The organism is Flavihumibacter sp., assembly GCF_036676075.1.
Classification (GTDB): domain Bacteria; phylum Bacteroidota; class Bacteroidia; order Chitinophagales; family Chitinophagaceae; genus Flavihumibacter.
Window position 1 is genome coordinate 180,373 of record NZ_JAKFDQ010000016.1, and the last position, 20,759, is coordinate 201,131.

Here is a 20,759-nt window from a genome sequence, read left to right on the forward strand (position 1 = left end):
ATACGGGAATTGAGCGAGTAATGGAGTATGGATTACAACACAGTGAAAGGCCTCATTTATTATTGGGATACCTATCCCCATTGAATAACACCGAACTGAAAAAAATGATACAGTTTTATCCACACCGGCAAGAGGAAACCATTTAAAAAATGAAGCGCAGCCGGTAATGGATAAAGTGGTTGAAACAAAGTTTACTACTTTTGCAAACTCTAACTGACAATAAAATAAGGGGAGCTTACATACTGTTTTTCATTCTCTAATATCTGATATTTTTTTTATCCCTCTTAAAACTCGCTTTGATTATTTTTGCTGTATCTAGGAAGGTGCTCATAATGCGGGCTTCTTTAGGGGGGGCATAAATACTTAATAATCGATTATCGAGTCCTTTAAAATTTTTATAATAAAAAGTTTTAATTGATTTTTCGTTTGTCAATGGGTCGACATATTCAGCCATTATTGCCATTGATGAAATCTTAAAAATACTATCTAAAAATTTGTTTGACGGAATAGTTGCATAATGGAAGTTAGATGAATTTGGCTTTAAATCGGTTGTGTTTCCATCAAATATCGTTGGCTCAAATGTCATTAAATAATATATTGAATCTTTAACTTTTACAGTGGGTAAAAAGACTAAAAGTTTTGAATGTAAGTCTTTTAATGCTCGACCTCCAATGTTATTAAATTGGTAACTTAAAATATTCTCACCCTCTTTAATATTGCTTTTCGAGAAATCAATTTTTCCTAATGATATGTCAGGGGAGTAGCTGTCCTGTAAAAATGACGTTTGATCTTTAATTGATATAATTTGTTCAGATAATTTCTGTGAAAATTCAATTGATATTTTTTGAATGTCTTGTAGTTTAGATAATTGTTCATTTTGCTTTAGATTTTGAACTGCAATCAAAGCAATTAAAGAGTCCATTTTTTCCACTTTGGTGGAGGTTTGGGCAATTTTATGTGTTAGGTATATTGAAAAGCCTGCAAGAAGTGTTGATGCAATAGTACCTATAATTGTGATAGAATAAAGGAGTTTCTGTTGGCGGGTTGAAAGGATAGGCTTTTTATGGTTTGAATTATTTTGGTGCCTATTAGTTTTCGGAAAATATCTTTTAACTCTCATGTTTTGTTCCTCTTGAGTTCGCAAAATAATTCCTATGGGTGTGGATTACTTTGTTCATTTATTTCATATGGATCGATGTGCTGATTTATGGGATTATACATTTTCATCTGTAATATTGAAGCAGGTTAACTCTGTATTTTATAGGCTTAATTAATAAGTTCTGATGGGAACTTGTTATCGACATGGTTTTCGGTTTTTATATCAAATGCTTCCTGAATTTTAATGATGGATTCCCGAAATTCTCTAGCTTCAGCTAGTTTAGTAAAATGAATTTCAGCATTAGTTTGGGTTAGAATAAATTCTTCGATATCATTAAGTGAGACTTTAAAAAATTCCTTTCTTAGATTAATTTTATTAATTCTTTTTTCTTTAAAATATTGATGTAATTGATATTCTAATTGCGGAGCATTTTCAGAATATATTATAGCATGAATATCAAATTGAAAAGGTACTGAGGCATCACCTAGTTCACGTATTCTATCCAAGGGATCTAATCTTCTAGTCATTCCTATTTTATAAACTTCATCTCCAAATGAGCCAATATTTGAGATTATATAAATATGGCCTACCTTAGTCATTTGTGCTAGTGATATAGCTCTTTCCTTTTTCTCATGCGCTTCGATTAAATTTTGTTCTAATAGTTTGATTCGATTTGACAACTCTTCAATTTCATGTGGATTATGTGGTTGAAATGCCAAGTCTTGCCTAGCTCTTTCAAGGGCTTTCTTGTATGTGTTTTCTTCTTCTTCTGCATCTCTTTGGGCTCTTTCAAATTCCTTTTGCGCTTTTTCCTCTTCACGCATCTGTTCTCTAATTCTGCGTTGCTCTTCCTTTTCTTGGTACTTTTTATCCTCGTACTCGTGTGTTAAAAATAGTTCTTTAAGTTTTAATTCTAAAAAATCACGATTAATTAGAATGTTATGTGATTCACCAAGTTTATTGATGCTATTAAATGTTTCTATGATTCGCAGTTCAATTTTAGAGACATTATTCCATTTGACATTTGCAATTAAAGCATCACATTCTCCATTGAAAGCATATAGCATCAATTTGCTATATCTTTTTGTCATTTTTCTTCCTTCAACTTTACTGCCAGACACTTCCCACTCTGTAAAACAATTAATTGCTGTACCGTCCTTTATCAATTGCTTTTGTTGTTGATAGATAGTATCTAACGCTATCTTGTATAGATCAGAAGCATCGAGATTAAATTTTGGCTCAAATAATCCATATTCCGTGATATCTAATGTTTCACGATATAATTCAACATGCTTCTCTAGTTCAGAATATATTAGCAATCCTGATTTGTATTTATTATTTAGATCTTCAAGTTCCTGCTGCTTATGAGAAATGTTTTCTTCCAGATCATTTAGAAATTTCTCTTTATCAATAATTTGTGAAAATCTAGCAATATAGCTCCTCACTGTATTATTGCAACTTGCTAATTCTGCCTGAGAAGTATCAAACAAATTTTTGGAGTGTTGTAAATCTGATTTTAATAATGAAATTTCGGCTAAGGCAATTTGTAATTCTCTTTCCTTCTCAATTAGAAGTTTTTTACTTTTGTTAAAAAACATAATCTAAGGTTTGATATTTAATTTTTCAATCTGCTAATTATAGTTGCTGCATCATATGTAAATTGCAATGTTACAAGAGGCCCTTGTGTAGATTCCGTAGTATTTAAATTCTCATTTTTTTGATTAGCTCGATCAAGCTTTGCATTTGCTTTTTGCCTTCGCTTTTTGCTTCCAGATTAATGAGTTTTGCAGTTTCTCTTGCTATTAGATTTTTGGAACTATTACCGAGGGTTTCGATCACTTGGCTTTCGATTTTGCCGTAGTCCTCAAACGACACTCTCATTGTCGTCTCGAAATCAGTTCCAAATATGCAAAAGCGATCTGACACACACCAGTTTTCTATACTTAAAATATTTTTCAATTCCTCATCTTTAATGCCAATTGCTTTTAGTGCATCTTGACGTCTGGAACCGTCCTTATCTTCTGTTTTTGCATCATTGTCAAAGCAAATAAAAGTTGGAATTTTATAAAGTGTAAAAAGACGCCACCATTTGGCAAGATTACCCTTGCCGCCAACTCCGATAATTTCAATTCCAAATTCTGTTGGATCAAAGCCTAATCTTTCAAAATAAATTGGCAAGGATAATTCTTCTGTGGGACCTTCAACAAGAATGATTTTGTTGGCAAAGAAACCCGATAAAATATGAGTTGTTGAGTTGTTCGCATAAAAAGGTATAATTGTTTCTTCTTTAGTTTTTTGAGTATTGGACCCTGTATTTAAGCAATGATTAAATAGTAATTCTGCATTATTATTTATTCTAAATGTCGAATCACCATCTTTACGAATGAGATTAATCCCTTCGAGATAGTTTAAATCCACAAAATATGGACTGTGAGTAGTTACGATGATTTGTAAACCATCTTCTGCCATTTTAAACATTTTTTTAGCTAACCACTTTTGGGCTAACGGATGCAAATGTGATTCAGGTTCATCAAGTATAAATATTAATCCTTGGCCTATGAAAGACTTTGCATATGCATGAGCAAATGATAACGCTAAAATTTGCTGTTGTCCAGTACCTAGTTCCTCGTATGCCCTTGTTTCACCATTTTCAGTTGGATGTACTCTCAGAGTTTTGAAATAATTACTGGGGTCATAAGCTGAAAAATCAAATGCTAAAGCATGTGTCATATTTGATAAAACTGTTTCAGCAATAGTTGACATATTTTTACTGAACGTATCAAATTCAGGAACTTCTAGAAATGTATCCTTAATACTTTTGAATAGAGCCTTTAATTTTTCAACCCTCTGTTCATCACTTGTTAATTGATCATGAAATGCCTTTGTCACTCTGGACAAAAGCGTGTACTTTGATGCGTAGCTAAGTTGGAAGTTTAAATTTTGTTCTGACGTTACCACGACACATAAAAGTTCTTCTCGTAGTTGGGTGCTCACATATTTATTTTCTTGACCATTCTCAGCCTGCACTGCATTGAATAAGGTTTCTCTACCTTTTTGTGCAGAAAACTTAAAGCCGCCGCAACTAAATTGTTGTTGATTACCAAGTCTACCTGCAAAGCCAGAAACCGAAGTTTCAATTATTAATTCAATTGTAGGATTTCGCATATGATGATCATAATCTTCAAGTTTCTTATACTTTGGATGAAATTCTCCAAACATCAATTCTATTGCACGTATAATGTTAGATTTCCCTGAATTATTTTCGCCGATTAATACGACCGGCTTATTTTCCGGAAAGTTGATCACTAACTGGTCACCAATTGAACGAAATCCTTCAATTGTTATTTGTTTGAGTCTTGGCATTTCTTATAATATGTCGCTTCAGGTTAATTGTAACAATTCTGGTATTGCCCAACGCGGGACTTTTCTGCACTACTGATGATTTAATAAACTAATGTTTGGTTAAACACAAAAGTGTCATAAATGCTCGTTACCCGTGGTTTTGGCAATACCATGTTATAGTTCGTTTTATTTCCCAGTGTAAACATGCAATGCATCATAGCTTCCATCTTTCGATGGTCCGTAAAATGCGTCTTTATGTCCGTTTACTGCTTCTATATTTATATCAACAGTATTATCTATACTTACTGAACCGCTAACGTCTGCATCAATCTTGCCGCCTTTAACGTAAACATTTTGCTTAGTGGGAATTATTCCTGCATTTTGTAACACAATTACCCAAATGCCAAGTCCAATAGCAAATAATAATGCTTTAAGTGAAATGTTTTTTCCTTTTGTGTCCATTTTATTATTTCTTTAAAATTGTTGAATTCTATTTAGCTCTTTGTCAGTTGCATACCAAATAAAGTTGTTCTTGTTTATTGACTTGTTTGAAAGGACGTCTGTAAGGTTGGATATGAAAAACGAAAATGATAAATCTTCAATATTATAAAGTGAATGTGGATTTGCATCATCTTTCCAATATTTAATGAACCAGTCTTTATTCAAGCTTACGTGATTGACTTTGTATTTCGAAAAATGTTCGTCATCAAAACCATTGTTACTTTGTAAATAAGAATTTACAAAAGCGTTTTGGTCAAAGTTATTTTCATATCCTTCAAATGAAAATACCCCATTAAAGAACTGTTGCATTTTGTCATCCTTTCCGCTGAAAATAAATTGACCGTTTTTATTTGCTTGTTGCAGAACATGATTAATTCCCTGATTTTGCAAATTGGCTTTAACTTCTATTATACCTTTTACTGCATCAGGTGTCAAAATTACAAAGTCTCCTTCTTTGAATAATACTGGGCTTGCATCATCATAGATTAAAAGGTCAATTTGTCTTGAAGATAAATGCTCACCACGATTATTAGTTTGCTTAATAACAAAACCAGTCCCAATAGTGAATTTTTCAGGCAAGAAACGTCTAATTACATTTTTAAGGACAGCTTCCTTATATCGACCATCTTCACCCCAATGAGTAATAAGATTTCTAACTTTATTTGTCAGAGCCAATAGTTCTTTTGTTGTTGTCCTGTGATATTCAATTAAGCTCATTGTGGTATTCTTTTAAATATGACCTATAGCGCTTTTATTTATGCAATAAATTAAATTGCAAATAGACTCTTTGTTCACGAACCATACTTCATAATCTTTCAATTGTGCAAGTATTCTCTGATTGTTCCATTCCGCAAATCTTACTTATGTAATGAGTGTTGGAAATAATTATCACTTGTAATTTTCACTGCTTCAATTGCTCACTCACTCACTTACATCGTTTAGGGGTATGGGTAATAAAAATTCCTTTGTTCCGGTTGTCAATATATCATGTTTATACTAGCTGTGCAATACCACTTATAGGTAATTTTTGTGTCCATAACCGTGGGAGAGGAGATGATAGGAGTTCGTCTCTTGCGTGGCCAGAATTTTTAATTAGGCCGAATGTGCGAGCAAGCTAGTGCAGCTACAAATGAAAAAACCCTCAGCATAGCTGAGGGTCTCTGTGCCCAGGACTGGATTCGAACCAGCACGCCGTTTCCAGCACCACCACCTCAAGGTGGCTTGTCTACCAGTTTCAACACCTGGGCCCGCTAAAAGCGGATGCAAATGTAAGGATTCATCTAATTGCACCCAACATTTTTAGACTGCCTTTTTATCGCCCGTGGGTAAAATGATCCGGAACGTCGTCCCCTTGCCGGGTTCGGAATGTTTTACAAACAACTGTCCCCTATGGTATTGCTCTATGATCCGCTTACTTAATGATAATCCTAATCCCCATCCTCTTTTCTTGGTAGTAAATCCGGGATCAAATACTTTCCCGATATGACTCGAACTTATGCCTTTCCCGGTATCGGTCACATCAATTTGCACGTTTTCGCCCACCGGCCTGATATCCACTGTAATGGTTCCTGTTCCCTCCATGCTATCCAGTGCATTTTTCAACAGGTTCTCGATCACCCAGTCAAACAAGGTCCCGCTCAACGGCACCGTCAGCATTTGCTCACTGCTGTTGAGGGTAAACAGGATCTTGCCCGAGGCCCTTCGCTTCACATAATCCATCATGCTCTGCACCTTGGCCACTATATCCATCGGCTCCACATGCGGCGTACTGCCGATCTTACTGAAACGGTCACTCACCAGCTTCAACCGGTCCACATCCTTTTCCAGCTCATGGGTAATGGAGTTATTTGTGCCGGTCTCCTTCAACATCTCCACCCAGCCCTCCAGAGAGGAGAGGGGCGTTCCCAACTGGTGTGCCGTTTCCTTGGCCATCCCCGCCCATAACTGATTCTGCGCCGAGCGGTGCTGCGTGTTCAATAGCATCAGCGTCAGTAGTAGCAGTATCCCTACTATCACCAACTGGATAATAGGATAATACTGCACCTCATTCAGCAGCCTGGTATTGCCATAATAATATTTATTGGCCACATAGGGCTCTTCACTTAATACCAGCACAAAGGGATCATTGGTCTTGAAGGCCTTGAGCTTTCTTGGTAGGTAGGAGGGGTCCTGCCGCGCACGGGCTGAATCGAGATTGATAAAGTTCACGATACTGTCATGCTCATTGGTCTCGATGATGGGAATATCGGTCTGCTCATTGCGGATCATATTAGGAAGCGTCAACGGCATATCAGGATTGTCGAAGATGGCCTTGCTGGCGCTTACCCACAGTTCTACCTTATCTCTTTCTTCCAGCGCGATCTTTTTTGCGAGATACCTCGAATAGAAGATAGTGCCGATTACAATGATCAGTGCCACTACCGCTAACCAGGTGCGCCAATTGTAGAAGGATGGTATCATCCATCTAATTTAGCTATTCAAATAGTTTGCTTACTGTATTTTTGGCCACTAAATTATTCCGGAGCCATTTTGCAAGCAACCTTATCAATAGTGATCCTTAACTGGAATGGTAGAAAATACCTCGAGAAATTCCTGCCTTCCGTGCTGGCTTCCGGGTATCCGTCTTTTGAGGTGATCGTGGCGGATAACGCCTCCAGTGATGATTCCGTGGCTTTCCTGCAGACTGCATTCCCCACTGTTAAAGTATTGCAGCTTCCAGAAAACTATGGTTTTGCAAAGGGATATAATGAAGCGCTCAAACAAGTTCATTCCGATTATTATATTCTATTAAATTCTGATGTGGAAGTGGAACCGGGCTGGCTTCATCCCCTGATGGCCTTGATCCAGCGTGATGATACTATCGGTGCCTGTCAACCGAAAATCCTGATGTATGATAATAAAGCATCTTTTGAGTACGCTGGTGCTGCAGGGGGATGGCTTGATTCACTGGGATATCCATTTGCCCGTGGCAGGGTCTTTGATTTTTGTGAACTCGACCATGGACAGTATAATGATAACGCGCCTGTTTTCTGGGCCAGTGGTGCTGCTTTGCTGGTAAGGGCAAAACTTTATCATGAGCTCGGCGGATTGGATGAATTCTTTTTTGCGCACCAGGAAGAGATCGATTTCTGCTGGCGTATGCAACTGGCAGGCTATAAAGTGATGGTTTGTCCCGCTTCCGTGGTCTACCATGTGGGTGGTGGCACACTTCCCAAAGGCAATGAGTGGAAGGTATTCCTGAATTTCCGCAACAACCTCGTGATGCTTGCCAAGAACCTGCCGCTATACCAGTCGATCTGGAAGATACCGCTGCGTTTTCTGCTTGACTCTATCTCTGCGTGGAAATCGCTCTTTGATGGACAGGGTACTTATTTCAAAGCGATACTTGAAGCGCATATTGGATTTATGGGATGGTTGGTTTTCCGGCATCGCAAAAGTGTTTTTCCTAAATCAAAAAAAGGTGCGCTAAATGGATGGTACAGCGGGAGTGTCGTATGGCAACATTTTGTAAAGGGTAAAAAACAATTTTCTGAAATTGTAGCAGACAAAAAATGATTTTTATTGTAGTACCCTTATTTTTGCACAGCAATTATCAAAACTATGGCTAATCATCAGGCTCACGAAATAGAGAATCCACTGGAGAAAGATTTTACGCATAGCTGGGTGAATTCTTCTACCTTTCTTTTTTACCTCCAGGTTTTCTGTATTCTTGCTTTTGTTTTAGGTGGATGTTATGGTTTATACACCAATCGCTACAAGGGAAAACCAAGGGTAAATGTTCCTGAAAGTACCCAGTACACACCGAAGTACAAGTAGAAAAAATTTGGTGAAATATTTGGCAGATAACCCATAGTTCTTATCTTTGCCATCCCAATTGAAAAAGAGTTCTTTAGAAATAAATGCTGGTAATAGTAAAGGCAGACTGCCTTCACTAAAGTTACGGCAGTCACAGGCGGAAGTAGCTCATTTGGTAGAGCACGACCTTGCCAAGGTCGGGGTGGCCGGTTCGAGCCCGGTCTTCCGCTCCATTTTAAAAATTAATTCCAGACTCGCGTTTGGAATTTTTTTTTACAGCAAGAATCTACCCGGGTGGTGGAACAGGTAGACACGCAGGACTTAAAATCCTGTTCGCCGAAAAAGCGAGTACGGGTTCGACCCCCGTCCCGGGTACTTATTTAAATTGTTTAAAGGCTTCCTTCCGGAAGCCTTTTTTTATGCACTGAACTCTTTATTCTCCGCATTTTTTGCGGCGAATAAAGCATCTAATCTCCGCATATTTTGCGGTGAATGAGAAGTATAAAATCCTGATAAAGCAAAAGCCCTCATCAATCAATGATGAGGGCTTTAATATCTAAGTTTATTCTCTCGTTTTACATATCATATTCATACTGCACCTTCCCCAGCAACTGCTGTTGCTTGTCGTAACAGAGTTCCATTCGCTTTAATCCATTCGGCGTATACTGGTAATACCATGTCTGGTATTCATTGCTGCCCTCAGGTATCACTACCATCTTTTTCAGTCGGCCAGCCTCATCATATTCAAACATATAATCAGGTAACAACCTGTTGGCCTTTGCATTGAAACGTACAATATCAGTCATCCTGTTCTGCGCATCATAATAATAGTAAACGATCGCGATGGGCAGGTTGGGACGGATAACTTTTTCTTCCACCACATTGCCATTTTCATCCAGCGTAAAAGTCACTCTTGTTGTATCTGAATTATTGCGTACCCTGATCATCTCCGTTGGTTTCCCATCTGCTCCATATCTCCAGCTATGCGTCTCCGTTGTATTCACATTATCGGAACTGTTGGTGGAAGAGATCTTTACCAGTCTTCCCTCCGCATCATATTCATAACTGCCGCGGCTGGAGGCATTCTGTGCACTGTCCTCCGTGGAGCTTAATAGTCCCTTTGCGTTATAAGTTGTTTTGAGATAGGAATCACCTATCACGGTTGTGCTGGTGGTGGTGGTTACCGTTCCTTTCTTCAGATCAACCTGCTGAACACCCGTGAAGCCTGCTGTTTCGGAAGAGTTGCCATCAAAGCTTTCCAGCGTCACTTTTTTGATGCCGTTCTTTTGTAAGAGCGCATATTGATCATTTGCCTGTTGGGTTGTTACCAGGTCTTTGTAATAGTATTGGGAAAAAGCCGACTGACCGGCAAGCATAAGTAAAAAGGTATACAGGATTTTTTTCATAGCGGGATCCGGGTTTTACAATTTAGGTCGCAAGATACATTTTTTGGGGGTTTTGGCAGGGTATGGGAGGTGCACCGATAGTGCAACGATAGAGCAACTGTGGAGCAAGGTTAAAATTGCCTTATTTTTATTCAAATTACTAACCCGTGTCGCATTATCCCGAAAGAAAGGAAAAAGACTGTCTCAATTGCGGAACCATGGTAGAAGGGCGGTTCTGCCAGATCTGTGGCCAGGAGAATATCGTGCCTAAGGAGACTTTCTGGGGCCTCCTCACACATTTTGTATATGATATCACCCATTTCGATTCAAAATTCTTCAGCACCCTTAAATACCTGTTTACAAAGCCGGGCTTCCTTTCTCTCGAATTCCTGAAAGGTCGCCGCGCCAGCTACCTGCATCCTATCCGGATGTATGTTTTTACCTCGGCACTGTTTTTTGTGATTTTCTTCACGCTCTACAGCGCCAGCAGCCTCATCAAAGAAGAGCAGGACCTTGAACAGCAACGTTCCAATATCAGCCTTGCTCTGCTCAATATAAGGGAGAGCGCCGCCAGGGAAACGGATCCCGTCTTCATAACCGCCGCAGGTAAAGCAATTGAAAAACTGAAACGCGATAGTCTCCAGCTTGAAGCAAAACTGGTTGAGAAAAATAATGCAAAGACGGATGTTCCGGAAGTGGTGAACATTGTTAAAGATTCACTGGAGAAGAAAGGGATACCGGTGGGCAAGGGCGACTGGAAAGTTAAGACCCGAACAGGCAGGAACAGGGATGGTGAGTTTGAAGAGGAATCTACCGTTATTCTTGATTCCGCAGAATTGAAAAAAGGTCTGACCGATTTCGGCTACCGCTCCCAGATCGCCTATACTGCCATGCAGGAATCACTGCCAGCCGATAAACGCGACTCCTGGGGTAAACGGATCTTCATGACCCGACTCATCAGCGTTGTGGAAGAACAGAAAGAAGGTAAGAAAGCCTTTCTGCGGGCCTACCTCGATAACCTGTTGCATAGCTTTCCTAAAATGTTATTTATCTCGCTTCCGCTGTTTGCCCTGCTGTTGAAATTATTATACCTGCGCCGGAGAGATCTTTACTTTTCCGACCATGCCATCTTCACCATCCATTTGTATTGCGCCACCTTTATCTTCCTGCTGGCCTGGTTTGGACTCATTAAACTGGAGGAATATACCAACTGGGGTTTCCTCACCGCCCTGATAACCATCTCGGTGTTCCTGATATATTTCTACCTTTACAAAGCAATGCGCCGATTTTATGGACAGAGCAGGAGAAAGACCATTGTAAAATTCCTTTTGCTGAATTTGCTGTCATTCATCATGATGGTTTTCCTGCTATCGATTTTTACTATCCTAAGCGCCACAAGCTTAAGTTCAGGCGCACATTAATAAAAGCATATGAATAAAGCTACCGCCGAGTTTGAAAGACTGGTACAGATAATGGATGAGCTGCGGGAAAAATGTCCCTGGGATAATAAGCAAACCATCCAGAGCCTGCGCCACCTTACCATCGAAGAACTGTATGAACTGGCGGATGCCATCTCCGACGAAAACTGGAAAGGCATCAAAGAAGAGCTGGGTGATATTTTTCTTCACCTTGTTTTCTATTCTAAGATAGGAAGCGAGAAGGGACAGTTCACCCTCGAAGAAGTGCTTCAATCGATTAACCAGAAACTGATCAACCGTCACCCGCATATATATGGCGATGTTACCGTGAAAGATGAAGAAGATGTGAAAAGGAATTGGGAGCAACTCAAGCTAAAGGAGGGAAAAAAATCAGTGCTGAGTGGTGTTCCCAAGGCCCTCCCCGCCATGGTAAAATCAATGCGCCTGCAGGATAAGGCAAAACAGGTTGGTTTTGAATGGGAGAAAGCCGATGATGTTTGGGAAAAGGTGAAAGAAGAAATGCAGGAACTCCAGGAGGCGGTAGAAAAAAACGACCAGGATCATATTGAAGAGGAGTTTGGTGATATGGTTTTTTCGATGGTCAATTATGCACGGTTTTTGCAGGTTGATGCCGAACATGCACTGGAGCGCACCAATAAAAAATTCATAGACCGTTTTACCCGCATGGAAGAGATGGCTACATCCAAAGGATTAAAACTCCAGGATATGAGCCTCACTGAAATGGATGCACTCTGGAATGCTATTAAAGCAGAAAAGCCCCTGATTTGAGCAACTTCGTCCTTACCATATTAAAGCGCAATGCTTATTTCCTGCTGGCGGCTGCCTGGCTGTTTACCATAGCATTCATCATCAATAATTATTTCGCCGGCGCTTCTTCGGCTCCCTATCTCCGTGATGCCATGGAAGAAAGGATCCAGGAGCAGGAAAATGCTTTTGATAAGATCGCCGCAGATACGCTACTGCTGAAAATGCTGGCAGAAGGCAGCTATAGCACGGGACAGCTTGCTGAAATGGCTGACCTTGATTTCGGACTCTTCATCTATAAAGCTGCTCCATCCCAAAGCTGGAACCTCGCTTTCTGGAGCAACCAGCAGGCCGAGCCGCATGATGAAATTATTTATGCCGGCGATAGCAGGCAACTTGTCCGCCTGCGGAATGGACAATATGAATTTATCCGTCAAACGGTTACCCTTGCACGAGAAACGCTGCTGGTGATTGCGCTGGTGCCGATCCGCACCGAATATTTTATCCAGAATAATAACCTGCAGAAACAATTTGTAGGCTTCCCCAAAGCCGAGAACAGCGTCTCACTCAGTGAATATGAAACGGATTATGTTATTAGAAGCAAGGACGGCAAACCACTGTTCTACCTGCAACCAAAAAATATCTATGCCACACGCCACGCCAATGGCTGGAGTATGTTCCTCGATATAATGGCGATCGTGCTCCTGCTGATGGTGATCCATAATGCCGCCAGTAGTATCGCATCGCGATTTGGTTTTATCAAGGGAACACTGTTCCTGTTTGGTACCATCGTTGTACTGAGGGGACTCACTTACATATTCACCGACTGGCTCTCCTGGCGATCCTTTGAACTCTTTGACCCCGTCATCTATAGCTCCAGCGGCTTTCTGCCCTCACTGGGTGATCTGTTGATCAATTCATTTTTGTTTTGCTGGATATTGCTATTCCTGTATCGCCGGTCAACACGCGTAACCATGGAAAGCTTCCGCAACCACATCCTCCAGTGGCCCCTGGTGGCTACCGGTGCAATGATACTGGTGATCATCACCTTCGGTTTTGCCGTGGTGATCCAGAGCCTGATCGCCGATGCACGCATATCCTTTAACGTTACCAATTTCTTCAGTCTCGATATTTACAGTATTGTTGGTTTCGTTGTACTGGCAACGCTGGCCCTGAGCTTTTTCCTGGCCTCGTCAATGATCATCAGATTACTGGAACCACTTCTTGTTCAAAGATCCTATCTCCTATACGCCTTCATGGCGCTGTTCGGATTAATTGTGATCACTTTTATCCGTAAGAACATCCTGGTTGAACTGAACATTTTTGTGCTGGTTTGGCTGATCGCCTATATATGGCTGATAAGGCAGCCGATACTATCGGCAATCGATGGTCGCTGGAATGTTTCAGTGATGTTGTTACTGATCTTTCTCTATTCCATTTCTATATCCATTATCATCGTTTCAGAAAACAGTCGCATTGAGATTGAACAACGAAAACGCACAGCCGAAAAGCTTTCCATGCAGGCGGATCCTACCAGTGAAAGATTGTTAAGTATTGCCCTCACGTATTTTGATAACGATTTTCTCTATTCCAACTTTCATCGCTTTCAGCTCGCTTCTACCAACCAATACCTCAAGGATAGCCTGATTAACAAGAACTTCATGGCTTACCTCAATAAATATGATACGAGGATATTCACCTTTGATGAAGAGGAAAAGCCATTGTACAACGAGGCGCCTGTTTCATATGACACACTGAATACAATTTTCAGGATAGAAGGGAAGCCCACCAATATTCCCGACCTGCGCTATTTCGAGAAATCCTTTGATAAGTTCTCCTATATCAGCCGCAAAATGGTAACGGATACAAGTGGTGTGGCAGTGGGTTATATGTTCATTCTTTCCGAACCCAAGAAGTATAAGAATGATGCCCTGGTTCCTGAGTTGTTCCGCCAGCGGAAAGATTTCATGCCCGATGAATACTCGCCAATTTACAGTTATGCCATCTATAATAACCGCGAGCTGATCGATTATTATAATGACTACGCATTTCCCACCAGGCTAACACCCAACCAGGTTCCGAAGCAGAACTTCTCACGTAAATTCAAGGACAAATACGATGAGCTCTGGTACCGTGATAATAATAAGCTGGTGGTCATTGCACGTCGCGATAACCTGTGGCTGGAGGCTATTACACTGGTAGCCTACCTCTTCAGTACCTTTCTTTTGTTACTCGGATTGTTCCGGCTTATAACCATGATCGTTCGATCAAGACTGAGGTTGAATGAGATCAAACAGGAGCTGCAGATGAACCTTCGAACGCAGATCCATGGTACTATTATTTTCATCAGCCTGTTTTCGTTTTTGGTGATCGGGGTAACAACGATTATCTTTTTCATTAACCGGTATAATAATAATAAACAGGACCAGCTAAGCAAGGCCATGCAGATCATGACCAATGAAGTGCAGACCGAGATGGAAAGCAGGGCCATGTTTGAATACCTGTTGAGCTTATATGAAGGCGGTTATAATGAGGTGCTGGAGAATATGATCAAGGAGGTTTCCGAGATCCATGGAACCGATATCAATATCTATGATCTTAATGGAGAACTGAGAATATCTTCCAACCCATTCGTGTATGATAAAGGAATTCTTAGCGTAAGAATGAATCCTGAAGCCTATTACAGGATACACCGGCAAAGGCTGGTACAGTTTACTGCAGAAGAGCAGATGGGGGAGGTGAGTTATAAAAGTATCTATGCACCGGTGCGCGACGACCAGGGTAACGCCTATGCCTATCTGAACCTGCCTTCCTTTGATAGCCAGGTTGAACTGAAAAGGGAGATATCGAATTTTCTTATCACCATCATCAACCTGAATGTGTTCATCTTCCTGATAGCGGGTGTGATCGCACTTTTCATTACCAACAGGATCACTTCCTCTTTCTCACTCATCAGTGAAAAAATGCGGGCGGTGAACCTGGGCCAGCACAACGAAGAGATTAGCTGGCATCGCGAAGATGAGATAGGGGAGTTGGTGAAAGAATATAATAAGATGGTGATGAAGCTTGATGAGAGTGCGGTGGCTCTGGCCAAGAGTGAGCGGGAAGGTGCGTGGAGAGAGATGGCAAGGCAGGTAGCGCATGAGATCAAGAATCCATTGACGCCTATGAAGCTGAGCATACAATACCTGCAGCGGGCTATCGATAGTAACAGTGGCGATGTGAAGGTGCTCACCTCCAATGTTGCCAATACACTGGTGGAGCAGATCGATCACCTTTCCAAGATCGCATCTGAATTTTCGCAGTTTGCCAATATCAGTAATACAAGAACGGAGTTGTTCGATCTCCATGAAATTCTTTACTCACTTTCATCCTTATACGAATCGAGCGAGCAGGTTGAATTCAGCTGGCACCCGGTGCCGGGTAAGGTAATGGTGGAAGCGGATCGCACCCAGCTTAACAGACTATTCACTAACCTGCTTCAGAATGCGGTTGAATCTACACTTCATCGTTCAGACCGTTCGGTGAAATTGGAAGAGTCTATCCTTGAGGGGAATGTTGTTATAATGGTGCGCGACAATGGTCAGGGTATTCCGGAAGCAATGCAGTCGAAGATCTTCACGCCCAATTTCACTACCAAGAGTTCGGGTACGGGCCTGGGCCTTGCCATGAGCAAGGGCATTGTTGAACAGGCCAAGGGCAGGATCTGGTTTGAGACCAGGGAAGATGTTGGAACTACTTTCTTTGTGGAGTTGCCGCTGGCTACTATACATGCTTAATAAGCACCCGCAGCCAATCAGGAGGCCAATAGTGCAATCTTAATTCCTTACCGCGGATCTTCTCTCTGTGAGATAATTCTCAAGCTCCGCCCTCGTGAAACTGCTCAGGTTGGAAGCCTTTGTCAATCCCCCTTTCTGCGCACTGATCACTCCATAACGGCAATCCTCATAACCTTCTACTGCATGCGCATCGGGATCTATTGAAAGGAGGCATCCTTTTTCCATGGCATAAGGGATCCAACTCCAGTCGAGGTCCAGGCGCCGCGGATGGGCATTGATCTCAATAACCACCTTGTGCTCCGCGCAGGCGTCTATGATCATTTTATGATCAAGTGGGTAGCCGGGTCGGCTCAGCAGGAGGCGGCCCGTCATATGTCCGAGGATAGTAACAGCCGGGTGGGTGATGGCCTTCAGGAGTCGTTGCATGGCCTTTTCCTCGGTCATCTTGAGGTTGCTGTGCACCGAAGCGATCACCAGGTCAAAGCTGTTTAATATGTCGTCACTGTAATCGAGGCTGCCATCGGTAAGGATATCGCACTCGATGCTCTTGAAAATGCGGAAGGGGGCGAGTTTGCTGTTAAGCTCATCAATATAGAGGTGCTGCTCGGCGATCCGCTCGGCTGAGAGGCCATTGGCATAGAAGGCCGAGCGACTATGGTCGCTGATCACCAGGTACTCATATCCCTTCTCAATACAGGCCCGGGCCATTATTTCGATGGTATGGAGGCCATCGCTCCAGTTGGAATGGCTGTGGATTATGCCTTTTATATCGCCGGGTTCAATCACAGGTTCTAATGGTCCCATTAGGGCGGCGCTGATGATCTCAGGGTCTTCTCTCCGGTTGGGGGCAATGAAATGTAGATTGCTCTGTTGGAAGATCTCTTCTTCAGAACCGTAGTTCCTATCCTCTGAAAAACCTGTTGATTTTTTGAATATTTCCAGGAAGAGTTCACTGCAGGTGCCGGAGAACTTCCTGGCAATAAAGTTGTCTTCACTGCAAAGCTGGATAGCAATTTGTATTCCTCCACTAGTGGTGGCTGTTATGGTTGAATCTTCTGCTACTATGTTTTGAAATTCCTGTCGCTCCAAAAGATCATGCACTTCATTTTTCGGAGCGGTTGTAAGGATCTCGAGTTTAGTAATGATGTTAAGTTGACGACCGATCTCTCCCGTCAGGCAACTGCGATATTTGGGAAACTGCTCCTGGAAAATTGTTTCCGCCTTGAAGGCGAATTCTTCAATTTCTGCATAAAGAAAATGTCCTTTGTTATGCATGAAAAAATTGATCGACTGCCTTACACTTTCCTGTGTTTTTTCTCCAAAACCTTTATATAGAAGTAACCGGTTTTCACCACATGCATAGAGCAATTCGCCCATATTTTCGATGCCCATCTCTTTCCAGATGGTAGAAATCTTTTTGGGACCCAGTCCTTTTATCTGCATCATTTCGAGTATGCCTGCAGGTGTTTTTGCAATCAGATCATCCAGTTGTTGAAGCTTTCCGGTCTCCAGCATTTCAACAATTTTCTTCGCACTGCTATCACCAATTCCTTTCAGTGATGCGATCTTTTCTGCGGGTGTATCAGAGAGTTGAACGGGCAGCTTTTCAATGTTGAAAGCAGCCGATGCATACGACTTTGATTTGAACGGATTATCACCATGAATATCCATCAGTTTTGCAAGCAGGGAAAACTGGTCGGCGATCGCATAATTGTCCATCATCTAACAAAGATAGGGAGAATGAGAGAGTGCTATAACCCTTTGTGGGGGCTAAATGCAGGGGGAGGGGCATTAAAAAAGTCCCGGCGTAACCGGGACTTTCAGATATCATTTGCTGTAAATGATTAAGCCTTCTTAGGAGCAGCTTTCTTAGCAGCTTTTTTAGGAGCAGCTTTCTTAGCAGCAGCTTTCTTCGGAGCGGCTTTTTTAGCAGCCTTTTTAGGAGCGGCTTTCTTTGCAGCAGCTTTTTTAGGAGCAGCTTTCTTAGCTACTTTTTTAGCGGCCTTCTTTGGGGCGGCTTTCTTAGCAGCGGCTTTTTTTGGAGCGGCTTTTTTTGCAGCAGCTTTTTTCGGAGCGGCTTTTTTTGCAGTTGCCATTTTGTTAGAATTTAATGATTAGTAAATGGGTTACCAATAGTAAAAATATAAACTAATCTGAAACTGCAAAATTTTTTTTTGTTGTTTTAATCGGAAATGATTAAGCAACAACTTCAACAGCCGACACAGAAACGATGGTTTTATTCTCTCTTGTCTTTCTGAATTCTACTACACCATCAGTTAATGCGAAGATTGTAAAATCTTTTCCAACACCAACGTTTTTACCAGGATGGTATTGAGTACCACGTTGACGAATAATGATGTTACCAGCAATTGCAGGTTGACCACCATAGATTTTTACACCGAGGCGTTTGCTTTGTGAATCGCGGCCGTTCTTTACACTGCCTTCACCTTTTTTGTGTGCCATGACGAATGAATTTTATACGGTATTCTACAATACCAGATTAAGCGATTTCGTTGATCTTAATTTTAGTATAGTGTTTCCTGTGACCAAGCTTCTTACGGAAACCTTTCCTCCTTTTCATTTTGAAAGCAATCACTTTATCACCCTGGAGGTGATCAACGATCTCGGCTTTCACTATGGCTTTAACAGCGTCACCTGATGTCAGGCTACCGTCGTTATCAACCAGCAATACTTCGGGGAATTCCACTTTGTCGCCGGCGTTACCTGACAATTGAGGTACATACAAAGTTTGGTCTTTTTCGACCTTGAATTGCTGACCGGCTATTTTAACAACTGCAAACATAACTTACCAAAATTAGGAGTGCAAAGGTAAGGGGAAAATCCATACCTGCAAACAGATTTTTAGAAATAATTACAGCAAATTTAGGTCGATTAGAGCAAATCAGCCCCTAAATTTGCGGCACCATCCTCCTTCTACAAATGAAATTCAAGTCATTCCTCGCTAAACCCTTTGCTTCCTACGTCTCCAAACAGGTAAAAAGGTCTATGCAGCAGGCAGTTGCAGATCAGGATAACCTTTTCAAGAGTCTCCTGAAAACAGTTGCAACCACACAGTTCGGGCAGGATCACCATCTTGAATCAGTAAACACCCCGTCGGAATTTCGCCAGGCCGTCCCCATCCGCGATTATGAACAGCTCAAACCATGGATCGAACAGGTGAAGGAAGGCAAGCATAATATATTATGGAAGGGCAAACCCATCTACTTCGCCAAAACCTCGGGTACCACCAGCGGGGTTAAATATATCCCCATCACCAAAGAATCTATTCCTAACCATATCAATACTGCCCGCAACGCATTATTATGTTATATGTCGGAAAGCGGAAACAGCGCCTTTGCCGATGGTAATATGATCTTCCTCTCGGGCTCCCCCGAACTGGAAAGGGTGGGGGGAGTTCCAACCGGCCGGCTCAGCGGTATCGTGAACCATCATATTCCAAGCTATCTCCGCAAGAACCAATTGCCCACTTATGAAACCAATTGCATCGACGATTGGGAAACCAAGTTGGATAAGATCGTTCAGGAAACGATGAATCGCAATATGACCCTCATCAGTGGGATACCTCCATGGATGCAGATGTATTTCGACCGCCTGCAGGAACTGAGTGGTAAAAAGATCAGCGAACTCTTCCCCGATTTTTCCGTGATGGTTCATGGCGGGGTGAATTTTGAACCCTACCGGGCACGACTATTCGAAAGTATCGGTCGCGAGGTTGCCACCATCGAAACCTTCCCTGCATCTGAAGGATTCTTCGCGTTCCAGGATTCTCAAAATGCAGAGGGATTACTTCTTAATACAAACAGCGGCATCTGGTTCGAATTTGTTCCTGCTGCAGAAATATTCTCCGAGAATCAAACCCGCCTTGGATTGCATGAGGTTAAAGTGGGCGAGAACTATGCGCTAGTTATTAATAGTAATGCCGGACTCTGGAGTTATAATCTTGGCGATACCGTGAAGTTTGTTTCGCTGGATCCTTACCGCATTATTGTATCGGGACGTATCAAACATTTTATCTCCGCCTTTGGCGAACATGTGATCGGCGAAGAAGTGGAATACAGTCTGATGAAGGCTGCCACCGAAGCCGGCGTTCATATCACCGAGTTCACCGTTGCCCCACTTATTTCCCAGGATAAGGGGAAATCTTACCACGAATGGTTTGTGGAATTTGGCTCCGAGCCCGACAACATGGAAGCATTTACTTCTCTTGTCAACAATAACCTCCGCGCGAAAAATATCTACTACGACGATCTGATAAAGGGCAATATCCTATTGCCGCTGCGCATCACGCGCGTTAAGAAAAACGGATTCATCGACTACATGAAAAGTGTTGGCAAGCTTGGCGGACAGAACAAGGTCCCCCGCCTCAGCAACGACCGCAAACTAGCAGAGGCATTGGGTCCCTGGACGGAATAATACCGCCCCAACACCCGTCTGACATCCGTCAGGACGGATGTCAGATGGACCCCCCGGGTCTGTCGCGACAGATGCTTGACGTCTGTCCTGACGGATGTCAGACGGGTAACTAACAATCGTTAGAAATTATCTTTGTTTTTGGCCACTTCCTTGGAGAAATAACAAATACTTAAATTTTATTTTGTTCGTTATTCTGCAAAAGGCATAATTTTGGCATCGTTATTTAAAAACAAAAGGTATA

At 41.8% G+C, this 20,759-nt stretch carries 17 protein-coding genes and 3 tRNA genes; 8 read left to right on the forward strand and 12 right to left on the reverse strand.

Annotated features, from left to right (window positions below; genetic code table 11):
* Positions 1–256: 256 nt before the first annotated feature.
* The 7 genes from V6M43_RS15610 to V6M43_RS15640 form a co-directional block, all read right to left on the reverse strand.
* A complete protein-coding gene (locus V6M43_RS15610; RefSeq protein WP_332736859.1) occupies positions 257–1,120 on the reverse strand; it encodes a hypothetical protein in 864 nt (287 codons plus the stop codon).
* 146 nt (positions 1,121–1,266) lie between these two features.
* Positions 1,267–2,697, reverse strand: a complete 1,431-nt coding sequence (locus tag V6M43_RS15615) for a DUF4041 domain-containing protein (RefSeq protein WP_332736860.1) — start codon at positions 2,695–2,697, stop codon at positions 1,267–1,269.
* A gap of 103 nt (positions 2,698–2,800) precedes the next feature.
* Positions 2,801–4,462, reverse strand: coding sequence for an ATP-dependent nuclease (locus V6M43_RS15620; protein ID WP_332736862.1), 1,662 nt, complete (start codon positions 4,460–4,462; stop codon positions 2,801–2,803).
* 165 nt (positions 4,463–4,627) lie between these two features.
* Positions 4,628–4,903 (reverse strand): hypothetical protein, encoded by a 276-nt coding sequence (locus V6M43_RS15625; RefSeq protein ID WP_332736864.1) that lies wholly within the window; start codon positions 4,901–4,903, stop codon positions 4,628–4,630.
* Positions 4,904–4,915: 12 nt separating this feature from the next.
* Positions 4,916–5,659: a DUF6602 domain-containing protein gene (locus tag V6M43_RS15630; RefSeq protein ID WP_332736866.1), complete on the reverse strand. Its 744-nt coding sequence runs from the start codon at positions 5,657–5,659 to the stop codon at positions 4,916–4,918.
* A 446-nt stretch (positions 5,660–6,105) separates the two neighbouring features.
* A tRNA-Leu gene (locus V6M43_RS15635) sits at positions 6,106–6,189 on the reverse strand.
* A gap of 52 nt (positions 6,190–6,241) precedes the next feature.
* Positions 6,242–7,402: a sensor histidine kinase gene (locus V6M43_RS15640; RefSeq protein ID WP_332736868.1), complete on the reverse strand. Its 1,161-nt coding sequence runs from the start codon at positions 7,400–7,402 to the stop codon at positions 6,242–6,244.
* A gap of 69 nt (positions 7,403–7,471) precedes the next feature.
* Here V6M43_RS15640 and V6M43_RS15645 point away from each other — a divergent pair, with 69 nt between their 5' ends.
* The 4 genes from V6M43_RS15645 to V6M43_RS15660 all read left to right on the forward strand — a co-directional run bounded on the left by V6M43_RS15645 (position 7,472) and on the right by V6M43_RS15660 (position 9,112).
* The gene (locus V6M43_RS15645) at positions 7,472–8,497 is read left to right on the forward strand and encodes a glycosyltransferase family 2 protein (protein WP_332736870.1); all 1,026 of its coding nucleotides are present in this window, start codon (positions 7,472–7,474) and stop codon (positions 8,495–8,497) included.
* Positions 8,498–8,542: 45 nt separating this feature from the next.
* Positions 8,543–8,758, forward strand: coding sequence for a hypothetical protein (locus V6M43_RS15650; protein WP_039128078.1), 216 nt, complete (start codon positions 8,543–8,545; stop codon positions 8,756–8,758).
* A gap of 136 nt (positions 8,759–8,894) precedes the next feature.
* Positions 8,895–8,970: transfer RNA gene (locus V6M43_RS15655), tRNA-Gly, on the forward strand.
* Between the two features lie 55 nt (positions 8,971–9,025).
* A tRNA-Leu gene (locus tag V6M43_RS15660) sits at positions 9,026–9,112 on the forward strand.
* Between the two features lie 200 nt (positions 9,113–9,312).
* On the opposite strand, the gene V6M43_RS15665 is transcribed toward V6M43_RS15660, so the two are convergent.
* The gene (locus V6M43_RS15665; protein ID WP_332736875.1) at positions 9,313–10,143 is read right to left on the reverse strand and encodes a hypothetical protein; all 831 of its coding nucleotides are present in this window, start codon (positions 10,141–10,143) and stop codon (positions 9,313–9,315) included.
* 146 nt (positions 10,144–10,289) lie between these two features.
* Between V6M43_RS15665 and V6M43_RS15670 the strand changes: the two genes are divergently transcribed.
* The 3 genes from V6M43_RS15670 to V6M43_RS15680 are packed head-to-tail and all read left to right on the forward strand — an operon-like array spanning position 10,290 to position 16,084.
* Complete coding sequence (locus V6M43_RS15670; protein ID WP_332736876.1) at positions 10,290–11,543, forward strand: DUF3667 domain-containing protein; 1,254 nt, start codon at positions 10,290–10,292, stop codon at positions 11,541–11,543.
* 9 nt (positions 11,544–11,552) lie between these two features.
* Positions 11,553–12,329 carry a nucleoside triphosphate pyrophosphohydrolase gene (gene mazG / locus V6M43_RS15675; protein ID WP_332736878.1) on the forward strand — a complete coding sequence of 259 codons (777 nt, stop codon included), beginning with the start codon at positions 11,553–11,555 and terminating at the stop codon, positions 12,327–12,329.
* Positions 12,326–16,084 (forward strand): sensor histidine kinase, encoded by a 3,759-nt coding sequence (locus V6M43_RS15680; protein WP_332736880.1) that lies wholly within the window; start codon positions 12,326–12,328, stop codon positions 16,082–16,084. The genes mazG and V6M43_RS15680 overlap by 4 nt, the downstream gene beginning before the upstream one ends.
* A 39-nt stretch (positions 16,085–16,123) precedes the next feature.
* Here V6M43_RS15680 and V6M43_RS15685 read toward each other — a convergent pair whose 3' ends face one another.
* The 4 genes from V6M43_RS15685 to rplU all read right to left on the reverse strand — a co-directional run bounded on the left by V6M43_RS15685 (position 16,124) and on the right by rplU (position 18,887).
* The gene (locus V6M43_RS15685) at positions 16,124–17,806 is read right to left on the reverse strand and encodes a helix-hairpin-helix domain-containing protein (protein ID WP_332736883.1); all 1,683 of its coding nucleotides are present in this window, start codon (positions 17,804–17,806) and stop codon (positions 16,124–16,126) included.
* Between the two features lie 122 nt (positions 17,807–17,928).
* Positions 17,929–18,180: a hypothetical protein gene (locus V6M43_RS15690; protein WP_039128095.1), complete on the reverse strand. Its 252-nt coding sequence runs from the start codon at positions 18,178–18,180 to the stop codon at positions 17,929–17,931.
* A 100-nt stretch (positions 18,181–18,280) separates the two neighbouring features.
* Positions 18,281–18,547 (reverse strand): 50S ribosomal protein L27, encoded by a 267-nt coding sequence (gene rpmA, locus V6M43_RS15695; RefSeq protein ID WP_039128098.1) that lies wholly within the window; start codon positions 18,545–18,547, stop codon positions 18,281–18,283.
* Positions 18,548–18,584: 37 nt separating this feature from the next.
* Positions 18,585–18,887 carry a 50S ribosomal protein L21 gene (gene rplU, locus V6M43_RS15700; RefSeq protein ID WP_039128099.1) on the reverse strand — a complete coding sequence of 101 codons (303 nt, stop codon included), beginning with the start codon at positions 18,885–18,887 and terminating at the stop codon, positions 18,585–18,587.
* A 137-nt stretch (positions 18,888–19,024) separates the two neighbouring features.
* Here rplU and V6M43_RS15705 point away from each other — a divergent pair, with 137 nt between their 5' ends.
* Entirely contained in the window at positions 19,025–20,518 is a 1,494-nt protein-coding gene (locus tag V6M43_RS15705) for a GH3 auxin-responsive promoter family protein (protein WP_332736887.1), read from the forward strand.
* Positions 20,519–20,759: the final 241 nt, after the last annotated feature.